This is a genomic window from Pseudomonas sp. REP124 (assembly GCF_020164475.1).
Taxonomy (GTDB): domain Bacteria; phylum Pseudomonadota; class Gammaproteobacteria; order Pseudomonadales; family Pseudomonadaceae; genus Aquipseudomonas.
On record NZ_JAIQWX010000053.1, the window covers coordinates 1 to 23,701 of the forward strand.

Genomic DNA, 23,701 nt, shown 5'->3' on the forward strand with positions numbered 1-23,701 from the left:
GACGACGTTTCTGTAGGCGCGAGGCTTGCCCGCGAAGCTTTTCAATGGATCGATAGCCACATAACAATGTGTTCGATAATCGAACATTTAGTCGATTATCGGATTGTTCAAGGTTTTTCACAGGCTTAATCTTCAGTGACTGCGGCGCTGCGCATCGGCGCCTTTTTCCACTGTCGGTTAACAACAAATGGGAGCCTGCCCCAATGGCTGAGATTCTTTCGCTGCACGACGCGGTGAAGCAATTCGTGAACGACGGCGATACCGTTGCGCTCGAAGGCTTCACTCACCTGATCCCGACGGCGGCGGGTCACGAAATCATTCGTCAGGGCAAGAAAGACCTGACCCTGGTACGGATGACGCCTGACCTGATCTACGACCAGTTGATCGGTGCCGGTTGTGCTCGCAAGCTGATTTTCTCCTGGGGCGGCAACCCGGGCGTTGGTTCCCTGCACCGTCTGCGTGACGCCGTCGAGAAGCAGTGGCCGCACGCCATGGAAATCGAAGAACACAGCCATGCCGACCTGGCCAACGCCTACGTCGCCGGTGCTTCCGGCCTGCCATTCGCAGTCCTGCGCGCCTACGCCGGTTCCGACCTGCCGAAGGTCAACCCGCTGATCAAGTCCGTTACCTGCCCGTTCACCGGCGAAGTGCTGGCCGCCGTGCCTTCGGTGCGCCCGGACGTCACCGTGATCCACGCGCAGAAAGCCGACCGCAAGGGCAACGTGCTGTTGTGGGGCATTCTCGGTGTGCAGAAAGAAGCCGCGCTGGCTGCCAAGCGTTGCATCGTCACCGTTGAAGAAATAGTCGACGACCTCAAGGCACCGATGAACTCCTGCGTGCTGCCGACCTGGGCCCTGAGCGCGGTCTGCCACGTACCGGGCGGCGCGCATCCGTCCTACGCCCACGGTTACAACGAGCGTGACAACCGTTTCTACCAGGCCTGGGACCCGATTGCCCGCGACCGTGAAACCTTCACCGCGTGGATCAATGAATACATCCATGGCAGCGCTGACTTCAGCGAGTTCAAGGCCAAACTGGCCGCCGCTTCGGAGGCGAAGTAATGACTTACACCACCAATGAAATGATGACCGTCGCCGCTGCCCGTCGCCTGAAGAACGGCTCGGTATGCTTCGTGGGCATCGGCCTGCCATCGAAAGCGGCCAACCTGGCGCGCCTGACGTCCTCGCCTGACGTGGTGCTGATCTACGAATCGGGCCCGATCGGCGCCAAGCCGAGCGTGTTGCCACTGTCGATCGGTGACGGTGAGCTGGCGGAAACCGCCGACACCGTGGTGCCGACGGGCGAGATTTTCCGCTACTGGCTGCAGGGCGGTCGCATCGACGTCGGTTTCCTCGGCGCTGCTCAGGTCGACCGTTTCGGCAACATCAACACCACCGTGGTCGGTGATTACCACTCGCCGAAAGTCCGTCTGCCGGGCGCCGGCGGTGCACCGGAGATCGCCGGTTCCGCCAAGAGCGTGCTGATCATCCTCAAGCAGTCGGCGCGTTCGTTCGTCGACAAGCTGGACTTCATCACCTCGGTCGGTCACGGCGAAGGCGGCGACTCGCGCAAGCGTCTCGGCCTGCCGGGCGCAGGTCCGGTGGGGATCATCACCGACCTGTGCACCATGGAGCCGGAAGCCGGCACCAATGAATTCGTGGTTACCGCACTGCATCCGGGCGTGACCCGCGAGCAAGTGACCGCCGCCACCGGCTGGCCGATCCGTTTCGCCGACAGCGTCGAAGTCACCGCCGAGCCGACCGACGTCGAGCTGACCGCGCTGCGTGACCTGGAAGCCCGTACCGCCGCGGCCCACGGCCAAGCACCTGGAGAAGCGTGATGCGCGAGGTTTATATCTGCGACGCGATTCGCACCCCCATCGGCCGTTTCGGCGGTGGCCTGTCGGCGGTTCGCGCTGACGATCTGGCCGCCGTGCCGATCAAGGCTTTGATGGAACGCAATCCGTCGGTGGACTGGACGGCAGTGGACGAGGTGTTCCTCGGCTGCGCCAACCAGGCCGGTGAAGATAACCGCAACGTGGCCCGTATGGCGCTGCTGCTGGCGGGCCTGCCGGAAACCATTCCGGGCGTGACCCTCAACCGTCTCTGCGCTTCGGGCATGGATGCGATCGGTACCGCCTTCCGCGCCATCGCCAGCGGCGAAATGGAACTGGCGATCGCCGGCGGCGTCGAGTCGATGTCTCGCGCACCGTTCGTGATGGGCAAGGCCGATGCCTCGTTCTCGCGCAACATGAAGCTGGAAGACACCACCATCGGCTGGCGTTTCATCAACCCGCTGATGAAAGCCCAGTACGGCGTGGACGCGATGCCGCAGACCGCCGACAACGTGGCCGATGACTACAAGGTCTCCCGCGCCGACCAGGACGCTTTCGCCCTGCGCAGTCAGCAACGCACCGCCGTGGCTCAGGCCGCCGGCTTCTTCGCCGAAGAAATCGTCGAAGTGCGCATTGCCCACAAAAAGGGTGAAACCGTGGTCAGCCAGGACGAACATCCTCGCGCCGACACCACCCTGGAAGCCCTGACCAAGCTCAAGCCGGTCAACGGCCCTGACAAGACCGTCACCGCCGGTAACGCTTCCGGTGTGAACGACGGTGCGGCGGCGCTGATCCTGGCTTCGGCTGAAGCGGTGAAGAAACACGGTCTGACCGCCCGCGCGAAAGTGCTGGGCATGGCCAGCGCCGGTGTTGCGCCGCGCGTCATGGGCATTGGTCCCGTGCCAGCCGTACGCAAGCTGACCGAACGCCTGGGTGTGGCTGTCAGCGATTTCGACGTAATCGAACTCAACGAAGCCTTCGCCAGCCAGGGCCTGGCCGTGCTGCGTGAACTGGGCATCGCCGACGATGCGCCGCAGGTCAACCCGAACGGTGGCGCCATCGCCCTGGGCCATCCGCTGGGCATGAGCGGTGCGCGCCTGGTGCTGACGGCGCTGCATCAGCTCGAGAAGACCGGCGGCAAGAAAGGTCTGGCGACCATGTGTGTGGGTGTCGGTCAGGGCCTGGCCCTGGCGATTGAGCGCGTGTGATGCCTGAAAGGTGTTCTTCAATGACTGAAGAACACCCCATTCCCTACTGTGGGAGCGAGCCTGCTCGCGATTGCGGTGTGTCAGCCAGCATTGATGTGACTGGTGTACCGCCATCGCGAGCAGGCTCGCTCCCACAAGGAATCTCCACCAAGGGATTGGTGAAGGGAAATGTGTTGCAGATCCATCTGTGGAACGGGACTGTTGCAAAGTATGTCTAGACTCTCACTGTCCCCATTGAGTGAAAAACAATGACAACCCCAACTGCTACTACAGCCCTATATACCGGCGAAGAGCGCAGCAAACGGATCTTCGCGATTGTCGGCGCCTCGTCCGGCAACCTGGTCGAATGGTTCGACTTTTACGTCTACGCCTTCTGCGCGATCTATTTCGCGCCGGCCTTCTTCCCGTCCGACAACCCCACGGTCCAGCTGGTCAATACCGCGGGCGTGTTCGCCGCCGGCTTCCTGATGCGACCGATTGGCGGCTGGATCTTCGGCCGCGTCGCGGACAAGCACGGGCGCAAGAATTCGATGTTGATCTCGATTCTGATGATGTGTTTCGGCTCGCTGCTCATCGCCTGCCTGCCGACCTACAACAGCATCGGGGTCTGGGCGCCGGTGCTGCTGCTGTTCGCCCGTCTGCTCCAGGGCCTGTCGGTGGGAGGCGAGTACGGCACCACCGCGACCTACATGAGCGAAGTCGCCCTCAAGGGCCAGCGCGGTTTCTTCGCCTCGTTCCAGTACGTGACTCTAATCGGCGGGCAGCTGCTGGCAGTGTTGGTGGTGGTGATCCTGCAGCAGTTCCTCTCCGAGGATGAGCTGCGTGCCTACGGCTGGCGGATTCCATTTGTAGTAGGGGCCTGTGCAGCACTGATTTCGCTGTTTCTTCGTCGTTCGCTCAAAGAAACCACCAGCAAGGAAATGCGTGAAAACAAGGACGCCGGCAGCATCAGCGCGCTGTTTCGCGATCACAAGGCGGCGTTCATCACCGTGCTGGGTTACACCGCCGGTGGCTCACTGATTTTCTACACCTTCACCACTTACATGCAGAAGTACCTCGTGAACACTGCTGGCATGCACGCGAAGACCGCCAGTTACATCATGACCGGCGCGCTTTTTCTCTATATGTGCATGCAGCCGCTTTTCGGCATGCTCGCCGACAAGATCGGCCGGCGTAACTCGATGCTCTGGTTCGGTGCCCTCGGGACGTTGTGCACAGTGCCGATTTTGCTCAGCCTTAAAAGTGTCAGCAGTCCGTTCGTGGCCTTCGTGCTGATCACCCTGGCCCTGGCGATCGTCAGTTTTTACACCTCGATCAGCGGCCTGGTAAAAGCCGAAATGTTCCCGCCGGAAGTGCGCGCACTGGGTGTGGGCCTGGCGTATGCGGTGGCGAACGCGATCTTCGGTGGCTCGGCGGAATACGTGGCCCTGAGCCTCAAGGCCGGCGGCATGGAAAACTCCTTCTACTGGTACGTGACCGTGATGATGGCGATTGCCTTCCTCTTCAGCCTGCGTCTGCCGAAACAGGCCAAGTACCTGCACCACGACCTTTGATCTTTACGCGGGCCTCACGGCCCGCGCCTCCAGGGACTGTTTATGAACCAGCGACCGGGCAATCAATTGTTCGATGCCTATTTCACTGCCCGCGATATGCGTGACGTATTCAGCGATCAGGGCCGGGTCCAGGCCATGCTCGATTTCGAAGCGGCGCTGGCCCGGGCCGAAGCACGGGTCGGGCTGATTCCGCAAAGCGCCGTGGCTCCCATCGAAGCTGCCTGCCAGGCCGGGCATTTCGACTTTGCCGCCCTTGGCGAAGCGATCGCCATTGCCGGCAACTCGGCGATTCCGCTGGTCAAGGCACTGGGCAAGCTGATCGCGGGCAACGATGCCGAAGCCGAACGTTATGTGCATTTGGGCGCGACCAGCCAGGACGTGATGGACAGCGGTCTGGTGCTGCAACTGCGCCAGGCGCTGGAGCTGATCGACAGCGATCTGGCGCAGCTGGGGCAAACTCTCGCGGCACAGGCCCAGCGCCATGCGGCGACACCGCTGGCCGGGCGTACCTGGCTGCAGCATGCGACGCCGGTGACCCTCGGCATGAAGATCGCCGGCTGGCTGGGGGCGGTGACCCGCAGCCGTCAACGCCTGCAAGAACTCAAGCCGCGCCTGCTGGTGCTGCAATTCGGCGGCGCCTCCGGGACTCTCGCGGCTCTCGGTGACAAGGCAATGCCAATCGCCCAAGCGCTCGCTGAAGAGTTGCAACTGACCTTGCCCGATCAGCCTTGGCACACCCAACGTGATCGGCTGGTGGAGTTCGGCTCGGTGCTTGGCTTGATCGCCGGCAGTCTCGGCAAACTCGGTCGCGACATCAGCCTGTTGATGCAAACCGAAGCCGGTGAGGTGTTCGAGCCTTCGGCACCGGGCAAGGGCGGTTCCTCGACCATGCCGCACAAACGCAACCCGGTGGGTGCTGCGGTGCTGATCGGCGCGGCGACCCGCGTTCCCGGTCTGCTGTCGACCCTGTTCAGCGCCATGCCCCAGGAGCACGAGCGCAGCCTGGGCCTGTGGCACGCCGAGTGGGAAACCCTGCCGGAAATCTGCTGCCTGGTATCCGGCAGCCTCAAGCAGGCGCTGCTGGTGGCCGCTGGCCTGGAAGTGGATGCCGAGCGCATGGCGCGCAACCTCGACCTGACCCAGGGCCTGGTGCTCGCCGAAGCGGTGAGCATCGTCCTGGCGCAGCGGGTAGGGCGCGACACCGCGCATCATCTGCTGGAGCAATGCTGCAAACGCGCCGTGGCCGAACAGCGCCATCTGCGCGCGGTGCTCGGCGACGAGCCGCAAGTGACCGCCGAACTGTCTTCGGCCGAACTCGATCATCTGCTGGACCCCGCCCATTACCTCGGCCAGGCCCGTACCTGGGTCGAGCGAGCGGTGGCTGAACATTCTGCATTGACTGCCTGAAGGAGATTGCTGTGGCTTTCGTACAACTCGCCGATGGCGAACTGCATTACCAACTCGATGGTCCGGTAGATGCGCCGGTACTGGTGCTGTCCAACTCCCTGGGTACCGACCTGCACATGTGGGACGCGCAGATTGCGGCGTTCAGCGAGCATTTTCGCGTGCTGCGTTTCGATACCCGCGGCCACGGCAAGTCCCTGGTGACCCCGGGGCCTTACACCATCGAGCAGCTGGGCCACGACGTGCTGGCGCTGCTGGACGCCCTGCACATCGAGCGCGCGCATTTCTGCGGGCTGTCCATGGGCGGCCTGATCGGCCAGTGGCTGGGCATCAATGCAGGCTCGCGTCTGAACAAGCTGATCGTCTGCAACACTGCAGCGAAGATCGCCGATCCTTCGGTGTGGAACCCGCGTATCGAAACCGTCCTGCGTGACGGTGCGGCAGCCATGGTGGCGCTGCGTGATGCGTCGATCGCGCGCTGGTTCACCCCGGATTTCTCGGCGGCCAATCCTGCAGTAGCCAAGCGCATTACCGACATGCTGGCGGCCACGTCGCCGCAGGGTTATGCGGCCAACTGCGCGGCCGTGCGCGATGCCGATTTCCGCGATCAGCTATCGGCGATCAAGGCGCCGCTGCTGGTGATTGCCGGTACTGAAGACGCCGTGACGCCACCGTCTGGCGGGCACTTCATTCAGGAGCGCGTGGCCGGTTCCGAGTACGCCGAGTTCTACGCCGCGCACCTGTCCAATGTTCAGGCCGACGCCGCGTTCAGCGAGCGCGTCCTGGCCTTCCTGACGGCGCTTTGAGGGATATTTCGTGGACGAGAAACAACGCTATGACGAAGGTCTGAAGGTTCGCCGCGAAGTATTGAGCGATGCCCACGTCGACCGCAGCCTGAGTACCCTGACCGAGTTCAACTCGGAGTTCCAGGAGATGATCACCCGTCACGCCTGGGGCGACATCTGGACCCGCCCGGGCCTGCCGCGCCACACCCGCAGCCTGATCACCATCGCCATGCTGATCGGCATGAACCGCGAAGGCGAACTCAAACTGCACCTGCGTGCCGCCGCCAACAATGGGGTGAGCCGTGGGGAGATCAAGGAAGTGATCATGCAGAGCGCGATCTACTGCGGGATCCCGGCGGCCAATGCCACGTTCCACCTGGCGGAGTCGGTGTGGGATGAGTTGGGGACAGAGTCGCGGGAGTGAATCCGGTGATTTTGTGGTGCCTTTGCTGACGTCATCGCGAGCAGGCTCGCTCCCACAAGTTGATCGGTGTGAACACAGGTATTGTGTTCACTGAAGATCCCCTGTGGGAGCGAGCCTGCTCGCGATAGCGGTATTGAGGTTTACAACAGGCTGATCGGATAGCTGATGATCAGCCGGTTCTCATCGAACTCGTTGTTGCTGTAATCCCGGCGCATGGTCGAGTTGCGCCATTTCACGTTCAAGTCCTTCAGCGCACCGCTCTGCACGGTGTAGCCCAGTTCGCTTTCCCGTCCCCATTCCTTGCCGTCGGTAATGCTGCCGGTGTGCACGTTATCGCCACTGATATAGCGGTTCATCAGGGTCAGGCCCGGTACGCCCAAGGCGACGAAGTTGTAGTCGTGGCGTACCTGCCAGGACTTCTCCCGGGCGTTGTCGTAGCTGGAGTTGTAGCTGTCGTTGGCCAAGGTGCCGCCGCTGGTGCCGTTGACCCGCATCCAGGCTGTCGCCGGTGAGTTTTTGCAGGCCGACGTAGAAGGTGTTGCCGCCGTATTTGGCCGAGAACAGGCCGTACATTGTCTTGTTGTCCAGGTCGCCGGCGCGGGCGCTGCCATCATCCTTGCCGTAGAAGAACCCGAGGTTGGCGCCCAGGGTCCAGTCGCCGATCGGTTGGCTGTGGGTCAGGTTGATGAATTGCTGGCTGTAGATGTCCTTCAGTTCGGCGTTCCACACACCGATCTGGGTGCGCTTTTCGTTGAACAGGTATTCGCCGCCCTGGAAGTTGAAACGGTCGGAGGTGAACGCCGCTTTGCCGGTCATCGACATGTCGTCCATGCTGCTGTCGTCGCGCGGGCTGTTCTGGCGGAACTGGCCACCATAAAGCGTCAGGCCGGCGATTTCCTTCGAGGTGATCTGCCCGCCGCGGAAGGTCTGCGGCAGGGAGCGGCCGTCGTCGGAGCGCAGGATCGGCAGCACCGGCATCCATTCGCCGACTTTCACTTCGGTCTGCGACAAGCGGGCCTTGAACGCGACGTTGGTGCGACCGTAGTTGTTCGCCGGGCGCCCGTCGCCATCCAGCGGCAGCAGTTGCGTGCCACCGGTGCCTTTGCCGCCGTCGAGCTTCACCGAATACAGCCCCAGCACGTCCATGCCGAAGCCGACGGTGCCCTGGGTAAAGCCGGACTTGGCGTCGAGGATGAAGCTTTGCGTCCACTCTTCAGCCTTGCCCTGAGCCTTGGTCGGGTTGGTGAAGTTGCGGTTGATGTAGAAGTTGCGCAGGTTCAGGTTGACCTTCGCGCCTTCGACAAAGCCTGACTCTTCGGCCTGGGCGGGCAGGGCGGCGCTGGCCAGGGCGACGGCAATCAGGCCGGGAACGAAATACGGTGTGGTGGAAGGCGTCATGGGCTCGGGGCTCTCTAATTCTTCGGGATGAAACGGGGTGTGCCGCAACCGGGGGAGGATGCAGACGGACAAATCGACATTTTTCGGTGAAGCCTGGGGGATCAGCCGGACAGGGCAGGGCGCGGGGGCATGGTGTCGAACCTGTTGTTATTGGTTTTGTAGGTCGATGGTGATGTGAATGTACTAGGTGGTTCAATGTTTTAAAGCGGGTTTTGGGCGATTATCGAACCGAGATTGATCTGGATTTTGTGGTGCTTTGTCCGGCCTCTTCGCGAGCAAGCCCGCTCCCACAGTTGACCCGGTTCCTTCAGAAGGAATGCGATCGACTGTGGGAGCGGGCTTGCTCGCGAAGAGGCCCGGTCAGACAACGCAACTTTTACAGCAGGCATAAAAAAGCCCACCTGACTCGGTGGGCTTTGTTTTTTCACAGCGCTATCAGAACAACCGCATCTTCGGCGCTTCTTCCTTCAACGGCTCGTTCTTCGCCGTCTGTTCATTCCAGCCACCGCCCAGCGCCTTGTAAAGGTTCACTGCGCTGACCAGTTGCGCCAGGCGGTCGGTGATCAATGCCTGTTGGGCGCTGAACAGCTGACGCTGGGCATCGAGGAAGGTCAGGTTGCTGTCGACACCGATGCGGTAGCGACGCTCGGCCAGGCGGTAGTAGTCCTGGTTGGCGCTGACGAAATCACGCTGCGCCTGCAACTGATGGGTGTAGGTCTCACGGGCGGCCAGGCCGTCGGCGACTTCCTGGAAGGCCGTCTGGATGGACTTCTCGTAGTTCGCCACGCCGATGTCCTTCTGAATCTTCGAGTAATCCAGGCTGGCGCGCAGGCTGCCGGCGTTGAAGATCGGCAGGTTGATCTGCGGCTGGAACAGCCAGGTGCCCGAACCACCCTTGAACAGACCGGACAGATCCGGGCTCAGGGTGCCGGCGTTGGCGGTCAGGCTGATGCTCGGGAAGAACGCAGCCCGCGCCGCGCCGATGTTGGCGTTGGCGGCCTTGAGGTTGTACTCGGCCTGCAGGATGTCCGGACGACGCTGCAGCAGGTCCGACGGCAGGCCCGCCGGTACTTCGCTCAGCAAGTCATCGTTGAGCGGTTTGGCCGCTTGCAGGTTGGCCGGAATGCCGGTGCCGAGCAGCAGCACCAGGCTGTTTTCATCCTGGGCGACCTGACGGGTGTAGCGGGCCAGTTGCGCCCGGGCGTTTTCCACCGAGGTACGCGACTGTGCCAGGTCCAGGGCCGAGGCGACGCCCACTTCGTTGCTGCGGGCGGTGAGCTTGTAGCTCTCCTCGAACGCGGCAAGCGTGTCTTGGGTCAACTTCAGCAATTCCTTGTCGGCCTGCCAGGTCAGGTAGGCGTTGGCCACGCTGGCCACCAGACTGATCTGGGTGCTGCGGCGGCCTTCTTCGGTGGCGAAGTACTTTTGCAGGGCTTCTTCGCTCAGGCTGCGAACCCGACCGAACAGGTCCAGCTCGTAGGCGCTGATGCCCACGGTAGCTGAGTAGGAACTGGTGATGCCTGCTTCACCGGTCTGCGAAGCATTGGCCGGAACCCGCTGGCGGCTGCCGGTGCCATTGGCCGAAATGGCCGGGTACAGATCGGCGCGCTGGATGCGGTACTGCGCGGCGAAGGCGTCGATGTTCAGCGCCGCGACACGCAGGTCGCGGTTGTTTTCCAGGGAAACCTGGATCAGCTGCTGCAGCGCCGGATCATGGAAAAACTGCTTCCAGCCTTGCTCCGCGGCAGCCTGTGCAGGCGCCTGGGCCGGCGAGTACGCCGGGCCCTGCGGGTATTGATCGGCCACCGGCGCCTGCGGCTGCTGATAATCGGGGATCAGCGAGCAACCGCTCAGCACGAAGGCCGCGACTGCGATGGAAAGTAGCGACTTGCTCATTAGCCAGCCTCTTTAGAAGGTTCAATGGCATCGTCCTGGTCGGCAATCTTGCGCTGGCCCATGGACGATACGGCGACGAAGAACAATGGGACCCAGAAGATCGCCAGTACGGTGGCGGTGATCATACCGCCAATTACCACGGTACCGATCGCATGTTGGCTACCCGAGCCGGCACCGGTGGAAATCGCCAGCGGTACAACGCCGAGGATGAACGCCAGCGAGGTCATGATGATCGGACGCAGACGCATGCGGCAGGCTTCGATTGCGGCATCGGTCAGGCTCTTGCCTTGCTCATGCAGCTCCTTGGCGAATTCGACGATCAGGATGGCGTTTTTCGCCGCCAGACCAATGGTCGTCAACAGCCCCACCAGGAAGTACACGTCGTTGGACAAGCCGCGCAGGCTGGTAGCCATCAGCGCACCGATGATCCCCAGTGGCACCACGAGTACCACGGCAATCGGAATCGACCAGCTTTCGTACAGCGCCGCCAGACACAGGAACACCATCAACAGCGAAAGGGCAAACAGTGCCGGTGCCTGAGAACCTGCCAGGCGTTCTTCATAGGACAGACCGGTCCAGGAAATACCGACGCCGGCCGGCAGTTTCTTGGCAATGGCTTCGACTTCGGCCATGGCCTCACCCGTGGAATAACCGGGTGCCGGGGCACCGAGGACTTCTACCGCTTCCACACCGTTGTAGCGCGACAGCTTGGGCGAGCCGTAAATCCACTCGCCTTTGGCGAACGCCGAGAACGGCACCATGGTTCCTGTGCTGTTGCGCACATACCACTTCTGCAGATCCTCAGGGCTCATACGCGAGTCCGGCTGGCCTTGAACGTACACCTTCTTCACCCGACCACGGTCGATGAAGTCGTTGACGTAACTACTGCCCAGCGCAATCGACAGGGTGCTGTTGATGTCGGCGATGGTAATGCCCAAGGCACTGGCCTTCTCGTCATCGATCTCCAATTGGTACTGCGGCTCATCGTTCAGTCCGTTTGGACGCACTTGGGCCAGCACCTTGCTTTGCGCGGCCATGCCCAGGAACTGGTTGCGCGCTTCCATCAGCTTCTCATGACCCAGACCTGCACGGTCCTGCAGGAACACGTCGAAACCGGTGGCGTTACCCAACTCCAGTACCGCCGGCGGGGCGAAGGCGAACACCATCGCATCACGGAAGGTGAAGAAGTGCTGCTGGGCACGGGCGGCGACCTTGAACACGCTGTTATCAGCGTTACGTTCTTCCCAGGGCTTGAGCATGATGAATGCCATACCCGAACTTTGGCCACGACCGGCGAAGTTGAAGCCTGTTACGGTAAATACCGAGTTCACCGCATCGCCTTCACCACCGTCCTTGCCAGGACGCAGCAGGTATTCACGCATCTGGTCCACGACCACTTGGGTACGCTGGGACGTCGAACCGGCCGGCGTCTGCACCTGGGCAAACAATACGCCTTGGTCTTCTTCCGGAAGGAACGAGGACGGAATGCGCATGAACAGCCAGATCATGCCGATGAAAATGATCACGTAGACCAGCAGATACGGCGCCTTGTGACGCAGGATATTGCCGACGCCACGCTCGTAGCTTTCCACGCTGCGATCGAAGTTGCGGTTGAACCAGCCGAAAAAACCACGCTTGGACGTGCCATGGTCACCCTTGGCAACCGGCTTGAGCATGGTGGCGCACAATGCCGGGGTGAAGATCAGTGCAACCAGTACCGACAAGGCCATTGCCGAGACGATCGTGATCGAGAACTGCTTATAGATCACACCGGTGGAACCACCGAAAAACGCCATCGGCAGCAGTACCGCCGAAAGCACCAGGGCAATACCCACCAGGGCGCCCTGAATCTGGCCCATGGATTTTTTCGTGGCTTCCTTGGGTGACAAACCTTCTTCGCTCATCACCCGTTCGACGTTTTCCACCACGACGATGGCGTCGTCCACCAGCAAGCCGATGGCCAGCACCATGCCGAACATGGTCAGGGTGTTGATGCTGAAACCGGCGGCCGCGAGGATGCCGAAGGTACCCAGCAATACCACCGGCACGGTCATCGTGGTGATGACGGTGGCGCGGAAGTTCTGCAGGAACAGGAACATCACCAGGAACACCAGTACGACGGCTTCGACCAGGGTTTCAACCACACCCTTGATCGACTCGGTCACCACCGGCGTGGTGTCGTACGGGAACACCACTTCCATCCCTTGCGGGAAGAACGGCTTGAGGTTGTCGATGGTCTTGCGCAGGGCTTTCGCCGTGTCGAGGGCATTGGCACCGGTGGCCAGCTTGACCGCCAGGCCCGAGGCGGGCGCGCCGTTGAACTGGGCGTTGATGCTGTAGTTCTCGCCACCCAGGCCGACTTTCGCGACATCCTTGAGACGAACCTGGGAACCGTCCTTGTTGACCTTGAGCAGGATTTTTTCGAATTGCTCGGCGGTCTGCAGGCGGGTCTTGCCGATGATCGTCGCGTTCAGTTGAGTGCCGGGCAGGGCAGGCAGGCCGCCGAGCTGGCCGGACGACACCTGGACGTTCTGCGCGGCAATCGCGGTCCGGACGTCGATCGGGGTCAGGTTGAAGTTGTTCAACTTGGCCGGATCCAGCCAGATACGCATGGCGTACTGGGAACCGAACACCTGGAAGTCACCGACACCGGCTGTCCGCGAGATCGGGTCCTGCATGTTGGACACGATGTAGTTGGACAGGTCGTCCTTGGTCATGCTGCCGTCGCGCGACACCACACCGATCACCAGCAGGAAGTTCTTCACTGCCTTGGTCACGCGGATACCCTGTTGCTGCACTTCTTGCGGCAGCAGCGGGGTGGCCAGGTTCAGCTTGTTCTGGACCTGGACCTGCGCGGTATCGGAGTTGGTACCTTGCTCGAAGGTCGCGGTGATGGTCATGGTGCCGTCGGAGTTACTTTCAGACGACACATAACGCAGGTTGTCGATACCGTTGAGCTGCTGCTCGATCACCTGGACCACGGTGTCCTGCACGGTTTGCGCGGACGCACCCGGGTAGGTCACAGAGATGGCGATCGCCGGCGGCGCGATGCTCGGGTATTGGTTGATCGGCAACTTCAGGATCGAAAGTGCCCCGACCAGCATGATCACCAGGGCGATTACCCAGGCGAAAATCGGACGGTCGATAAAAAATTTCGACATGGTTTACTCCCCTTTGCCGCTGGAAGCCTGCTCAGCTGCCTTGGCGGGGGCCGGGTTTTTGGCGTTGACGTTGGTGGCATCGGTCGGCTTGACCTCGATGCCCGGCTTGACGAACTGCAAGCCCTCGGTGATCAGGCGATCGCCGGCTTTCAGGCCATCTTCGATCAGCCACTGATTGCCCACGGTGCGGCTGGCCTTGAGCTGGCGCAGTTCGACCTTGTTGTCCGGACCTACGACCAGTGCGGTCGGAGTGCCCTTGAGGTCGCGGGTCACGCCTTGCTGTGGCGCCAGAATCGCTGCGCTGTTCACGCCAGCCTGCAACTGGGCGTGGACGAACATGCCCGGCAACAGGGTGTGATCAGGGTTGGGGAACACCGCACGCAGGGTCACGGAGCCGGTGGTCTGGTCGACCGAGACTTCGGAGAATTCCAGTTTGCCTTCCAGTTTGTACTGGCTGCCGTCTTCCAGGGTCAGCTTGACCTTGGCGGAGTTGTCGCCGGCCTTTTGCAGACGACCACTTTCCAGTTCGCGACGCAGTTGCAACAGTTCGACCGAGGATTGCGTCACATCGACGTAGATCGGGTCCAGTTGCTGGATCACGGCCATCGCTTCGGTCTGGCCGTTGCTGACCAGCGCGCCTTCAGTCACCGAAGATCGGCCGATACGACCGGTCAGTGGAGCGTAGACCTTGGTGTAGCGCACATTGATCTGCGCCGATTGCAGCGAGGCTTCCGACTGCAGGCGGTTGGACAGGGCAGTGTCGTATTCCTGGCGGCTCACGGCCTGTTCGTCGACCAGTTGCTTGTAGCGGTCGGAGATCGATTTGGTCGAGCGCAGGTTGGCTTCGGCACTTTTGAGCGTAGCTTCATAGACAGCCGGATCGATCTGGTACAGCTGCTGGCCTTCCTTGACATCACCGCCTTCCTTGAACAGGCGCTTGAGAATGATGCCGTTGACCTGCGGACGCACTTCAGCGATGCGGAACGCGCTGGTGCGGCCCGGCAATTCGGAGGTCAGGGTGAAGGATTGCGGTTGCAGGGTGACGACGCCGACCTGAGGCGGTGGTGCGGCCGGCGCTGCTTCTTCCTTTTTGCATCCGCTGAGCAGCGATGCCAGGGCGACGGCGGCGACCAGAGCGGTAAGAGCTGGCTTGAATTGCATGAAAATCCTCGGGTCAGGCGCGTTGGGCAACGCACAAGAAAAGATGGAAGGTTTAAAAATGGATGCCGGGTGGATAAGTAGCTTGCTAAGGAATATACTTACATTCGTGACTGTTTGTAAATACCTTGACTGTGTATCCTCGCCCTTACAGAGGCCGCCGCAAGGTTCGAATTGTAGGCCCGGGGACGGGACCCCAGAACGCTCGCCCCACTTTTATTCAGCTGATATTCAGACATCGCTGAAGCACCCTGATTGAGGTTGTACTGCCATGGTCCGTCGTACCAAAGAGGAAGCTCAAGAAACCCGCAACCAGATACTCGAAGCGGCCGAAAAAGCCTTTTACGAGCGGGGCGTGGCCCGTACCACGCTGGCGGACATCGCGACCCTGGCCGGCGTCACCCGCGGCGCCATCTATTGGCATTTCAGCAACAAGGCCGATCTGGTGCAGGCCATGCTCGACAGCCTTCATGAGCCTCTGGATGAACTGGCCAAGGCTGCCGAGAGCGAGGACGAACTCGACCCTCTGGGCTGCATGCGCCGCCTGCTCATTCATTTGTTTCACGAAGTTGCGCTGGACCCCAAGACCCGGCGCATCAACGAAATCCTGTTTCACAAGTGCGAGTTCACCGATGAAATGTGCGACCTGCGCCAGCAGCGCCAGACCGCCAGTCTCGATTGCAACATGCGCATCGGCCTGACCCTGCGCAATGCCGTGAATCGGGGGCAGTTGCCGGAAGACCTCGACACCGCCCGAGCGGCCATCGCCATCCACGCCTACATCGACGGCCTGCTGTACCAGTGGCTGCTGGCCCCGGAAAGCTTCGAGCTGCACACCGAGGCCGAGCGCTGGGTCGACACCGCGATCGACATGCTGAGTCTGAGCCCTAGCCTGCGAAAGTGAAACAACATGCGTAATCGGCTTCGCGGGTGTCAATCGTTGAATCAGTAGATGAACAGATCTTCACCGGGTTCAGGGCAGTGGGGTGCTTTTATATACGCACGCTCGGTGCGTTTGTAGTTTTCAGGCTCGGTATTTTGTAGGGATTTTGTGTTGCCCCCTGTAGGAGCGAGCATGCTCGCGATGGTCGTTAACGATAACGCTGGCAGCCTGGCACCCCGCGCTGTCTGGTCCTCCATCGCGAGTAAACTCGCTCCTACAGGTTTATCACCACCTTCGATAGCAAACAAAAAGCCCCGGCTCTCTCGAGTCGGGGCTTTTGCTTTTACGGGGCGAGGCTTACAGCGTCGGGTAGTCGATGTAGCCGACCGGGCCCTTGCCGTAGAACAGCTCCGGACGCGGCTCGTTGAGCGGGGCGTCGGCTTTCAGGCGCGCCGGCAGGTCCGGGTTGGCGATGAACGGGATGCCGAAGGCCACGGCGTCAGCCTTGCCAGCCGCCAGCGAAGCGTTGGCGCTGTCCTTGGTGAAGCGCTCGTTGACGATGTACGGGCCACCGAAGGCTTCCTTGATTTGCGTACCGATGCTGTCGTCACCTTCTTTTTCGCGCGAGCAAATGAAGGCGATGCCGCGCTTGCCCAGCTCGCGGGCCACGTAGGTGAAGGTCTCGACCAGGTTGTCGTCACCCATGTCGTGGGAGTCGGCGCGCGGAGCCAGGTGTACGCCGACACGGCCGGCACCCCAGACTTCGATCGCAGCGTCGGTCACTTCCAGCAGCAGGCGTGCACGGTTTTCCAGAGAGCCGCCGTACTGGTCGGTGCGCTGGTTGGTGCTGCTTTGCAGGAACTGGTCGAGCAGGTAGCCGTTGGCGCCATGGATTTCCACGCCGTCGAAACCAGCGGCCTTGGCGTTCTCGGCACCGACGCGGTAGGCATCGACGATGTCGGCGATTTCAGCGGTTTCCAGGGCACGTGGCGTCGGAAAGTCGGCCAGCGGACGAACCAGGCTGACATGACCTTTTGGCTGAATGGCGCTCGGTGCGACCGGCTTTTCGCCGTTCAGGTACGACTCATGGGATACACGGCCCACGTGCCACAGTTGCAGGAAGATCTTGCCGCCCGCGCCGTGGATCGCCTTGGTGACGTTGGTCCAGCCGCGTACCTGGTCGTTGGACCAGATGCCCGGGGTGTCCGGGTAGCCGACGCCCATCGGGGTGACCGAGGTGGCTTCGCTGAGGATCAGCCCGGCGGATGCGCGCTGCACGTAGTACTCGGCCATCAGCGCGTTGGGCACACGACCTTCGTCGGCGCGGCAGCGGGTCAGTGGAGCCATGATGATGCGGTTGGCCAACTCGATGTCGCCAAGCTTGATCGGATCGAAAATAGTCGTCATTGAATACAACCCTCGTGAGGTATCAGTTGGTAGCAGGAGCCAGCTCGGGATTACCGCTCTGACGGAAAGTGATCAGGGTCAGGACCAGGGCGATTACCGCCAGGACCGCAGCCGCCAGGGGCACGCTGGTCAGGCCGAAGCCGTGGGCGATGACGCTGCCGCCGACCCAGGCGCCCAGGGCGTTGCCGACGTTGAAGGCGCCGATGTTCAGGGTCGAGACCAGGTTCGGCGCGGCCTTGCCGTAGGTCACCACGTTCACCTGCAGGGCAGGCACGGCGGCGAAACAGGCAGTGGCCCAGAGGAACAGGGTGATTTCGGTCGGGATCAGCGCGACGCTGGTCCAGGTCAGCACCGTGGATACCACCGCCATTGCAATGAATACGCCGATCAGCGTTGCGGCCAGGCCTTTGTCGGCCAGCTTGCCGCCAATGATGTTGCCGACGGTCAGACCCAGGCCGATGAGCATCAGGGTCCAGGTCACGCCGCGAGGCGAGACGCCGGTCACTTCGCCCAGCAGCGGCGCGACGTAAGTGAACAGAGTGAACACGGAGGCGGCGAACATCGCGGTCATGCTCAGGGACAGCCAGATGCCGGCGCCTTTCAGAGCACGCAATTCGGCGCGCATGTCGAGTTTTTCTTCATCACGCTTGGCTGGCAGGAAGCGAATCAGGCCGATCAGCGCGATCACGCCAATCACCGTCACTGCCCAGAAGGTCGAGCGCCAGCCGGCCTGCTGGCCGAGGGCGGTGCCCAGCGGCACGCCCAGCACGTTGGCGAGCGTCAGGCCGGTGAACATCAGGGCCACGGCCGAGGCGCGCTTGTTGGCCGGCACCAGGCTTGCAGCCACCACCGAGCCGATACCGAAGAACGCGCCGTGACACAGGGCCGTCACCACTCGGGCGAACATCAGGACGTTGTAGTCACTGGCCACCGCACAGAGCAGGTTGCCGACAATGAAGATGCCCATCAACGCCACCAGGGCGGCCTTGCGCGGCAGCCGGGCGGTGGCCAGCGCCATGAACGGCGCGCCAATGGCCACGCCCAGGGCGTAACCAGTCACCAGCCAGCCGGCACCGGGGATCGACACGCCAAGATCCGCCGCCACATTGGGCAGCAGACCCATAATGACGAACTCGGTGGTGCCGATGGCGAAGGCGCTCAAGGCCAGTATGAGTAGCGAGAGGGGCATTGTTTGATTCCTTATGGCCGACTGACGTAAAGGGTCAGAGCTCTTTGCTGAAGATGCGGAGGAACTCCTGGATGGTGTCCTCGTTGCGTTTGAAAAAGTGCCACTGGCCGACTTTGCGGCTGCTGATCAGGCCGGCGCGTTGCAGGGTCGCCAGGTGTGCGGACACGGTGGACTGCGACAGCTCGCAACGTTGATCGATCTGCCCGGCGCAAACGCCGTGCTCATTGCTGTGGCTCTGATCCGGGAATTCGACGTCCGGGTCTTTGAGCCAGTGCAGGATGTCCCTGCGTACTGGATGCGCCAGGGCTTTTATTATTTCGTCGAGGTCAAGGTTCATGGTCGGGGGCTCGATATGGGTAAAACGTTATATCGCGATGGAGCGAAATATAAATCGCTCCATCGCGATACGCCAATATGGTTTTGATCTGAAGACTGCGTAATTCGTTATATCGGGTTATAACGATACACGACTTGTCATAGTGCAAGGCCGCAGTGCTAAGCTGCGCCCATGAACTATCTCGCACATCTTCACCTCGGAGGCCAGCGCCCCGGTCAATTGCTCGGCAGTCTGTATGGCGATTTCGTCAAAGGGAGGCTGCAGGGGCAGTTCGAACCGGAGATCGAAACGGCCATCCAGCTGCATCGCAGCATCGACGTGTTCACCGACCGCCATCCGCTGGTGGACGCCTCGCTGTCGCGCTTTTCCCTGACGCGCCGGCGTTATGCCGGGATCGTCCTCGATGTGTTTTTCGACCATTGCCTGGCCCGGGACTGGAGGCTGTACGCCGACCGGCCACTGGAGCAATTCACCTCGGACGTGTACCGGGTGCTGTCCAGCCAGCAGCAATTGCCCGAACGCCTGGCGCGGATTGCGCCGCACATGGTGGCCAATGACTGGTTGGGTTCGTATCAGGAATTCGAGGTGCTGGAACAGGTGCTGCGAGGGATTTCACGCCGCCTGACCAAGCCTGAGGAACTGGCGTTCGCGATGCAGGAATTGCGCGGGTTGTATGAGCCGTTGAGCGAGGATTTCCGGTTGTTTTATCCGCGGTTGCAGGAGTTTGCCGCAACCCCGCTTAAGTAATGTGAACACGGAGCCAATGTGGGAGCGGGCTTGCTCGCGAAGGCGTCGTGTCAGTCGACATCAATGTTGTCTGACATATCGCATTCGCGAGCAAGCCCGCTCCCACAGGGTCCCGAGTGTATTCAAAAAATCAGGCGGCGATAGCAGGGCGCATCGGCGCTCGTTGGGTTTCCGGGATCGCCCCAAACAACGCTTTCTGCACCGCCTGCTGCGCTTCGAACGCCAGCGCAGCACGCTCCCGGCCTTCGCAGGCGATCGGCTTGAGCAGATGAATCTCCACCTCACCACGATCATTGGCAAACAGGCGCATCAGGTGCGACAGCAGGTCGTCGTCGCCAATGAACGGCGCCAGGTTGCAGGGCTCGCCGTTACGCAGATAACGGATCGCCACCGGTTGCAGCTTCACCTGCGAATCGATCGCCGCCGAAAGCAGGCGACCGTGGAAGGTACGCAGGGAGCGGCCGTCGGTGGTGGTGCCTTCGGGGAACATCAGCAGGGGATGTTCCTGTTGCAGATGGCGGGTCATCTGTTTGCGGATCAACTGGCTGTCGCCCGAACCGCGGCGGATGAACAGGCTACCGGCCTTGGCCGCCAACCAGCCGGCCACCGGCCAGGTGCGTACTTCGGCTTTGGACAGGAACGACAGCGGTGTGAGCATCCCCAGCAGCGGAATGTCGGTCCATGAAACGTGATTGCTGACCCACAGCATCGGCGTCTTCGGCAGTTCGCCTTGCACGCGGATGTCGAAGGGCAGGGCATTGCTCAGGCGCGCCATGAAAAACCGCGACCAGCGCTGCCGGCGCACCATCGAATGGGCCAGGCCCAAGCGTTCGAATACACCGAACACACTGGCCATGCACAGGCCGAGCGTGACCACCAGCAATACCCGGGCGATTCGCGCGTACACGCGCAGCCGACGCATCACACGGCCGCCTTGAAGTGCTTGGCGTAACGCGGGCAAAGCTCGTCGCGCTTGAGCAGGATGAACACGTCGGCCACCTGGAAATCTTCGTCCCAGCACGGCTCGCCGCAGATCTTCGCGCCCAGGCGCATGTAGGCCTTGAGCAGCGGCGGCATTTCGGCGATGACGTTGGAAGGGATGTCCAGCGCGGGCAGCGGTTTTTTCGGCTCGGCGCGCAGGTGTTCGGTGCACAGGTAGCGTTCGCGCAGGCGCTGCATGATTGCGTGGGCCTGGATGCCGCCGTCGTGCATCGGGATGCTCGCGCAACCCATCAGATAACTGTAGCCGCCCTGGTTCAGGACTTCGGCCAGTTCGCCCCAGAGCACGGCGATGGTGCCGCCGTTACGGTAGGCCGGGTCGACGCAGGTGCGACCGATTTCCAGGATCGGGCCTTGCAGATGGACCAGGCCATGCAGGCTGAATTCTTCTTCGCTGTAGAACTTGCCCAAGGTGGTGGCTGCGGTGTGATCGAGCAGGCGGGTGGTCGCCACCAGGCGGCCGGTGTTCAGGTCGCGCACACCGATGTGGAAGCAGTGAACGTCGTAATCATCCATGTCCAGACCCAGTTCGGCGCCCTTGAGTTTGGCGTTGAATTCGCCACTGAACACGTTGAAGCGCAGAGCCTGGGCTTCCTGCAGCGCCTGCGGTCCCACCAGGCGTTCGGCTTGCAGGCGGCGTTCGTTGCCGGTGTCGCTGATGCGGGCGATCTGAGTCATGGCGATTCTCCGTGCGGGCTGCTTACCCGTCTGTGGGTTACAGCGGATCGACTTTCTTTATCCAGCCGTGTTGTGCAAAGTCAGGCTATGTAGCCCCGGTGTCATCGCCATTAAGCTTTGGTGATGCTTATATGACAGCCCTCGAGGAGCCTCTTATGCCCTGGCAAACACTGTTGAATCGCCGCGATCGCCTGCCTGCCGACCCCGACCTGGGCGAAGGCTTCGCGGCGTTGTTGCAGCAGTTGGGCAACGTCACGCCTTTCGAGTTGGCGGTGGCTGGCGGGCGCCTGATGGCCACCCCGGGGCTGGCGTTTCTGGTGGGCTATCAGGCGGCACTGCGGATGCTCTGGCCGAGCGCGCCAGCCAGCCTCGGCGCCTTGTGCGCGACCGAGCAACGCAGCCTGCGACCGGCCGACATGCAGACCCGCCTCAACGGTTTGCGTCTAAGTGGACGCAAGGATTTCGTCACCGCAGGCGATGCCGCCGACTGGCTGCTGGTGGCCGCTCGTAGCGAGCAAGCGGACGACGATCCACGGCTGAGTCTTGCGGTGGTCTATCCCGATGAGCCGGGTGTGCGGGTGGAAAAGCTGCCGGCGATTCCGTTGATGCCGGACATCAGCCATGGCCGCCTTTTTCTGGATAACGCGCTGTGCGAGTTGCTGGCGGGGGATGGTTGGGATGCCTACGTCAAACCGTTTCGTACCCTGGAAGACATCTATGTGCTCAGTGCGATGACCGCGTGGCTGTATGGCGTCGGTCAGGAATGCGCCTGGCCGCAGAGCCTGCCGTTGCGTTTGCTCGCGCTGATCGCCGGATGTGCCGAGGTCAGTCGGCAGCCACCAGGTAATCCGGCGGGGCATGTGTTGTTGGGGGGATTGTTTGCGCAGTTCGATGCGCTCAAGGCCGAGGTGAATCAGGCGCTGGCCGATGGTCCGCCAGAATGGGCGGCGATGTGGACGCGCGATCAGGCGGTGATGGATCTGGCGGCGGGGGCGCGGGGCAAGCGGTTGGTCAAGGCGTTGGCGGCGTTTTGACGGGCCTCTTCGCGGGCAAGCCTCGCTCCTACAGGATTTTGTGAGGCCCACATAATTCTGTAGGAGCGAGGCTTGCCCGCGAAGGCGTATTCAATGCCAACGCAAATCCCGGAACTGTCATCAAACTCGACTAGGCTCACCCGGTTATCACCATGAGCCTCCACCATGTTCAAAGGCTTGTCCCTGTTCCTGCTGCTGTTGCTCAGCCTCACGACACGCGCTGATGAATGGCCCGTCGCCCCGACCCCCGCCAGCCCGGCGCTCGAAGCGCTTGAGCAATTCGCCTTCCCATCCCGCGATGACACCACCCGCAAAGGCATCCGCACCGACGCCTTGCTGGTAATCCGCGACGGCCAGTTGATCTACGAACGCTACGCCGGCGCCACCACCGCCGACACCCCGCACCTGACCTGGTCGATCAGCAAAAGCCTGATGGCCACGCTGCTCGGGGTGGCATATGGCGAAGGCCGGTTCAAGCTGCAGGACCCGGTGGTCAAGTATTACCCGCCGCTGAAAAACCACCCCGATATGACCATGGCCGACCTGCTGCACTGGGCCTCGGGTCTGGACTGGCAGGAAGACTACGAATACGCCCCGTTGAAATCCTCGGTGGTAGCAATGCTCTACACCCGTGGTCACACGGACATGGCCGCGTTCACCGCCGCTCACGACAGCTACGCCGCACCGGGGAAGTCGTTCCGATACTCCAGCGGCGACAGCAATCTTTTATCCGCCGCGCTGAAATCCATCGTCGGCGCGCAGCGTTACGCCGACTATCCATGGACCGCATTGTTCGAGCCGCTGGGCATTCACAATGCGGTCTGGGAAACCGACGCCACGGGCACTTTCGTCGCCTCGTCCTATGCCTACCTCACCGCTCGCGACTTGGCGCGCATCGGCCTGTTGATGGCCCGCGACGGTCGTTGGGGCGACCGGCAATTGCTGCCCAAAGACTGGGTCGCGTTCAACCGCGAGCCGTTCGCGCACTACCGGGCACATCAGGATGAGGCGGTGCCGGGCGGCCATTGGTGGCTCAATCGCGCAGCGGACGGAGCGACTCAGCCGTGGTCCGATGCGCCTGCCGATACCTTCGCGGCACTCGGTCACTGGGGGCAGGCGATGTACGTGATCCCGGGCGAAAACCTGGTGATCGTCCGCTACGCCGACGATCGCGACGGCAGCTATTCGCACAACGAACTGCTCAAGCTGGCGCGTCAGGCATTCGCCGGGAAGCTGCAACCATGACCGGCTTCCTGCGTCGTCCGCTTCGTTCGCTGATGCTGATCCTGCTGCTGGTTCTACTCGGCTGGATCTGGCACGAACGGGTCGCGTTGTGGGCATTTCCCGACATCATCAGCGCCTACACCGCCAAGGAATACTGTTCGTGCCGGTATGTGATGAACAACGATGTCGGGTACTGCCATGGCTACGTGAAACAGTGGTTGCCGTTCAGCAGTTTTACCGATGACAGCACGAGCAAGCGCGTGACTGTCAGCGGCCTGGGGCGCAGCAACAGCGCCGTGTGGATTGGCGAACGCCAGGGTTGCCGCCTGTCTCCATGATCACGGTTCCACACCGTGGAACCACATTCGATTGTCCTCATTCG

General features: G+C 61.8%; 20 protein-coding genes and 1 pseudogene. 12 read left to right on the top strand and 9 right to left on the bottom strand.

Features of this window, described 5'->3' with window-relative positions; translation table 11 throughout:
* Positions 1-203: 203 nt before the first annotated feature.
* The 7 genes from K9857_RS14810 (at position 204) to pcaC (ending at position 7,208) form a co-directional block, all read left to right on the top strand.
* Positions 204-1,061, top strand: coding sequence for a CoA transferase subunit A (locus K9857_RS14810; RefSeq protein ID WP_224536969.1), 858 nt, complete (start codon positions 204-206; stop codon positions 1,059-1,061).
* A complete protein-coding gene (locus tag K9857_RS14815; RefSeq protein ID WP_224536971.1) occupies positions 1,061-1,840 on the top strand; it encodes a CoA-transferase subunit beta in 780 nt (259 codons plus the stop codon). Before K9857_RS14810 ends, K9857_RS14815 begins: the two co-directional genes overlap by 1 nt.
* Positions 1,837-3,042 (top strand): 3-oxoadipyl-CoA thiolase, encoded by a 1,206-nt coding sequence (gene pcaF, locus K9857_RS14820; RefSeq protein ID WP_175376261.1) that lies wholly within the window; start codon positions 1,837-1,839, stop codon positions 3,040-3,042. Before K9857_RS14815 ends, pcaF begins: the two co-directional genes overlap by 4 nt.
* A 248-nt stretch (positions 3,043-3,290) precedes the next feature.
* Positions 3,291-4,595 (top strand): MFS family transporter, encoded by a 1,305-nt coding sequence (locus K9857_RS14825; protein ID WP_224536973.1) that lies wholly within the window; start codon positions 3,291-3,293, stop codon positions 4,593-4,595.
* Between the two features lie 42 nt (positions 4,596-4,637).
* On the top strand, positions 4,638-6,002 hold the full coding sequence (locus K9857_RS14830) for a 3-carboxy-cis,cis-muconate cycloisomerase (RefSeq protein WP_224536974.1): 1,365 nt from the start codon (positions 4,638-4,640) through the stop codon (positions 6,000-6,002).
* Positions 6,003-6,013: 11 nt separating this feature from the next.
* Positions 6,014-6,805: a 3-oxoadipate enol-lactonase gene (gene pcaD / locus K9857_RS14835; protein WP_224536976.1), complete on the top strand. Its 792-nt coding sequence runs from the start codon at positions 6,014-6,016 to the stop codon at positions 6,803-6,805.
* Positions 6,806-6,815: 10 nt separating this feature from the next.
* Entirely contained in the window at positions 6,816-7,208 is a 393-nt protein-coding gene (pcaC, locus tag K9857_RS14840; RefSeq protein ID WP_224536978.1) for a 4-carboxymuconolactone decarboxylase, read from the top strand.
* A gap of 140 nt (positions 7,209-7,348) precedes the next feature.
* On the opposite strand, the pseudogene K9857_RS14845 reads toward pcaC, so the two are convergent.
* From K9857_RS14845 to emhA, 4 genes and pseudogenes are all read right to left on the bottom strand, one after another.
* Positions 7,349-8,606: pseudogene (locus K9857_RS14845) on the bottom strand (OprD family porin).
* A gap of 435 nt (positions 8,607-9,041) precedes the next feature.
* Positions 9,042-10,502, bottom strand: coding sequence for an efflux RND transporter outer membrane subunit EmhC (gene emhC / locus K9857_RS14850; RefSeq protein ID WP_224536980.1), 1,461 nt, complete (start codon positions 10,500-10,502; stop codon positions 9,042-9,044).
* Positions 10,502-13,663, bottom strand: coding sequence for an efflux RND transporter permease subunit EmhB (gene emhB, locus K9857_RS14855; protein WP_224536981.1), 3,162 nt, complete (start codon positions 13,661-13,663; stop codon positions 10,502-10,504). The genes emhC and emhB overlap by 1 nt, the downstream gene beginning before the upstream one ends.
* Positions 13,664-13,666: 3 nt before the next feature.
* Positions 13,667-14,824 carry an efflux RND transporter periplasmic adaptor subunit EmhA gene (emhA, locus tag K9857_RS14860; RefSeq protein ID WP_224536983.1) on the bottom strand — a complete coding sequence of 386 codons (1,158 nt, stop codon included), beginning with the start codon at positions 14,822-14,824 and terminating at the stop codon, positions 13,667-13,669.
* Positions 14,825-15,092: 268 nt separating this feature from the next.
* On the opposite strand from emhA, the gene K9857_RS14865 reads away from it, so the two are divergent.
* Positions 15,093-15,725 (top strand): TetR family transcriptional regulator, encoded by a 633-nt coding sequence (locus K9857_RS14865; protein WP_224536984.1) that lies wholly within the window; start codon positions 15,093-15,095, stop codon positions 15,723-15,725.
* A gap of 336 nt (positions 15,726-16,061) precedes the next feature.
* Here the strand turns inward: K9857_RS14865 and K9857_RS14870 are convergent, their stop codons facing one another.
* From K9857_RS14870 to K9857_RS14880, 3 genes are read right to left on the bottom strand one after another with little or no spacing between them, the layout of a single operon-like run.
* Positions 16,062-17,111, bottom strand: coding sequence for an alkene reductase (locus K9857_RS14870; protein ID WP_224536986.1), 1,050 nt, complete (start codon positions 17,109-17,111; stop codon positions 16,062-16,064).
* Positions 17,112-17,133: 22 nt separating this feature from the next.
* Entirely contained in the window at positions 17,134-18,300 is a 1,167-nt protein-coding gene (locus K9857_RS14875; protein WP_224536987.1) for an MFS transporter, read from the bottom strand.
* Between the two features lie 34 nt (positions 18,301-18,334).
* Complete coding sequence (locus K9857_RS14880) at positions 18,335-18,637, bottom strand: ArsR/SmtB family transcription factor (protein WP_224536989.1); 303 nt, start codon at positions 18,635-18,637, stop codon at positions 18,335-18,337.
* A 171-nt stretch (positions 18,638-18,808) separates the two neighbouring features.
* Here K9857_RS14880 and K9857_RS14885 point away from each other — a divergent pair, with 171 nt between their 5' ends.
* Positions 18,809-19,384, top strand: coding sequence for an ACP phosphodiesterase (locus tag K9857_RS14885; RefSeq protein ID WP_224536991.1), 576 nt, complete (start codon positions 18,809-18,811; stop codon positions 19,382-19,384).
* Positions 19,385-19,514: 130 nt separating this feature from the next.
* On the opposite strand, the gene K9857_RS14890 is transcribed toward K9857_RS14885, so the two are convergent.
* Both K9857_RS14890 and olsB read right to left on the bottom strand, forming a co-directional pair.
* Positions 19,515-20,306: a lysophospholipid acyltransferase family protein gene (locus tag K9857_RS14890; RefSeq protein WP_224536993.1), complete on the bottom strand. Its 792-nt coding sequence runs from the start codon at positions 20,304-20,306 to the stop codon at positions 19,515-19,517.
* Positions 20,306-21,061 (bottom strand): L-ornithine N(alpha)-acyltransferase, encoded by a 756-nt coding sequence (gene olsB, locus K9857_RS14895; protein WP_224536995.1) that lies wholly within the window; start codon positions 21,059-21,061, stop codon positions 20,306-20,308. Before olsB ends, K9857_RS14890 begins: the two co-directional genes overlap by 1 nt.
* A 155-nt stretch (positions 21,062-21,216) precedes the next feature.
* On the opposite strand from olsB, the gene K9857_RS14900 reads away from it, so the two are divergent.
* The 3 genes from K9857_RS14900 to K9857_RS14910 all read left to right on the top strand — a co-directional run bounded on the left by K9857_RS14900 (position 21,217) and on the right by K9857_RS14910 (position 23,657).
* On the top strand, positions 21,217-22,095 hold the full coding sequence (locus K9857_RS14900; RefSeq protein ID WP_224536997.1) for an acyl-CoA dehydrogenase family protein: 879 nt from the start codon (positions 21,217-21,219) through the stop codon (positions 22,093-22,095).
* 165 nt (positions 22,096-22,260) lie between these two features.
* Complete coding sequence (locus tag K9857_RS14905) at positions 22,261-23,340, top strand: serine hydrolase domain-containing protein (RefSeq protein WP_224536998.1); 1,080 nt, start codon at positions 22,261-22,263, stop codon at positions 23,338-23,340.
* The gene (locus K9857_RS14910) at positions 23,337-23,657 is read left to right on the top strand and encodes an amidase (RefSeq protein ID WP_224537000.1); all 321 of its coding nucleotides are present in this window, start codon (positions 23,337-23,339) and stop codon (positions 23,655-23,657) included. The genes K9857_RS14905 and K9857_RS14910 overlap by 4 nt, the downstream gene beginning before the upstream one ends.
* Positions 23,658-23,701 lie beyond the last annotated feature (44 nt).